The following is a 2,558-nucleotide window of genomic DNA, read 5'->3' on the forward strand; positions in this document are numbered from 1 at the left end:
GCGATCTCACCCTGCGAATGACCGATCACCGCAGCAGGAGCGACACCATGCGAACGCCACACCTCGGCCAGCGACACCATGACCGCCCACAACACCGGCTGCACCACATCAACCTGCTCAAGCCAGGCATCCGCGTCCGCATCCCGCAGGACGTCGATCAGCGACCAGTCCACGAACGGCGCGAGCGCAGCCCCACACTCGGCGATCCGCTCCGCGAACACCGGGGAGCTGTCAAGGAGCTCGGCCGCCATCCCCGCCCACTGCGAACCCTGCCCCGGGAACACGAACACCGCACGGCCATCCGCGCCCGCCGCACTCCCCCACACCACACCCGACGCCTCACGACCCTCAGCCAGCGCCCGCAGACCGTCCGCACCGTCCAGGACCACCGCGCGGTGCTCGAACACCGACCGCGTCGCCGCCAACGACCACGCCACATCCACCGCAGCAAGCTCAGAACGCTCACCCAGGAACGACACCAGACGCCCCGCCTGACCCCGCAGCGCAGCCTCCGACTTCGCCGACACCACCCACGGCACCACCACCGGCGGCTCGGCGTCCGCGGTCGGCTCCTCCGCGACAGTCGGAGCCTGCTCCAGGACCACGTGCGCGTTCGTCCCACTCACACCGAAGGAAGAGACGCCCGCCCGGCGCGCATGCCCGGTCTCGGGCCAAGGGGTCGAGTCCGTGAGCAGTTCGACGGATCCTGCCGTCCAGTCCACGTGCGAGGACGGTTCGTCGACGTGCAGGGTCTGCGGCAGCAGCCCGTGCTGCATGGCCAGGACCATCTTCATCACACCGGCCACACCAGCCGCCGCCTGCGTGTGCCCGATGTTCGACTTGATGGAGCCGAGCCACAGCGGCCGGTCCTCGGGACGGTCCTGGCCGTACGTGGCCAGCAGCGCCTGCGCCTCGATCGGGTCGCCGAGCTTCGTGCCCGTACCGTGCGCCTCCACCACGTCGACCTCAGCCGCCGGCACTCGAGCGTTCGCCAACGCGGCCCGGATGACACGCTGCTGCGAGGGGCCGTTCGGCGCCGTCAGGCCGTTGCTCGCGCCGTCCTGATTGACCGCCGAACCCCGCACCACCGCCAGCACCTGGTGCCCGTTACGCCGGGCATCCGACAGCCGCTCCAGGAGGAGCATGCCGACGCCCTCGCCCCAGCCGGTGCCGTCCGCGCCTGACGCGAACGCCTTGCAACGGCCGTCGGGAGCAAGTCCCCGCTGGCGGCTGAACTCCACGAAGAGTTCGGGGGTGGACATCACTGTGACGCCGCCCGCCAAGGCCAGCGTGCACTCGCCCTGACGCAGCGACTGCGCCGCCAGATGCAGAGCCACCAGCGACGAGGAGCACGCCGTGTCCACGGTGACGGCAGGGCCCTCAAGGCCGAACGTGTAGGAGATGCGGCCGGAGACGACGCTGGCGGCGCTGCCGGTCACCAGGTGACCTTCGACGTTCTCGGCGGGTGCCTCGCGCAGATTTCGGGCGTAGTCCTGTCCGTTGCTGCCGATGAAGACGCCGGTCTGGCTGCCGTGCAGGAGCGTGCCGTCGATACCGGCTCGTTCGAACGCTTCCCAGGACGTCTTCAGCAGCAGGCGCTGCTGTGGGTCCATCGTCGTCGCCTCGCGGGGCGAGATCCCGAAGAACTTGGGGTCGAAGTCTCCCGCGTCGTCGAGGAAAGCGCCCTTGTCGACGTAGCTCTTGCCCGTCTCGTCCGGGTCGGAGTCGAAGAGGCTGTCCAGGTCCCAGCCGCGTCCGTCGGGGAAGTCGGTGAGTACGTCGCGTCCGTCGACCAGCAGGTTCCACAGGTCCTCGGGAGTACGTACCCCGCCCGGGAAGCGGCAGCTCATCCCGACGATGGCGATCGGTTCGTCGTCCGTCGTCGTCGCTACGACAGGTGCCGGTCCCCCGTCGCCGCTCAACCCCAGCGCTTCCTCGCGCAGCACCCGTGCCAACGCCCGCACCGTGGGGTGGTCGAACAGAAGGGTGGTCGAGAGCTTCAGATCTGCGGCCGCATTGAGACGGTTGCGCAAGGTGACGGCAGCAAGGGAGTCGAAGCCCAGCTCTTTGAAGGCACGGTCGACGTCGACCGTGTCCGTTCGCCGGTGCCCGAGCACGGCGGCGACATGCGAGCGGACGAACTCGACGACCGCTCGTTCCTGTTCGGCAGCCCCCAGTCCGGCGAGCCGCTGCCGCAGGGTCCCGTCGCCTGGAGCGGAACGGTCGGCGGCCGTGTCGGCTGCGGTGCTCCGCGTCAGCTCCTTCAGCAGCTGTGACGTATGCGTGGTCGCCCTGGCCTGGGCGAGGGTGTCCCAGTCGACGTCTGCGACCACCAGTGAGGCGGCCATCGGGTCGTTGACCACCGCCTCCAGCTCGGCGATCGCCAGGTCGGGGGCCATGGCGGGCAGGCCGTGCCGCTCCCAACGATCCGCCACGGCGTAGGCCATGCCGTCGTCGGCCCAAGGGCCCCACGCGATCGACGTCGCCGGCAGACCCTCACCACGCCGCGCCTCGGCCAACGCATCCAAATACGCGTTCGCCGCCGCATAGTTCGCCTG

The 2,558-nt window shown here is 69.9% G+C and carries 1 protein-coding gene; it reads right to left on the reverse strand.

Going from position 1 to position 2,558, the window contains the following annotated elements; genetic code table 11:
- Positions 1-2,558, reverse strand: a 2,558-nt coding sequence (locus AB0E77_RS34110) for a beta-ketoacyl synthase N-terminal-like domain-containing protein (RefSeq protein ID WP_361578879.1), incomplete at both ends; no start/stop codon positions are given.

The sequence above is a fragment of the Streptomyces sp. NPDC032940 genome (assembly GCF_040636935.1).
Taxonomy (GTDB): Bacteria; Actinomycetota; Actinomycetes; order Streptomycetales; family Streptomycetaceae; genus Streptomyces.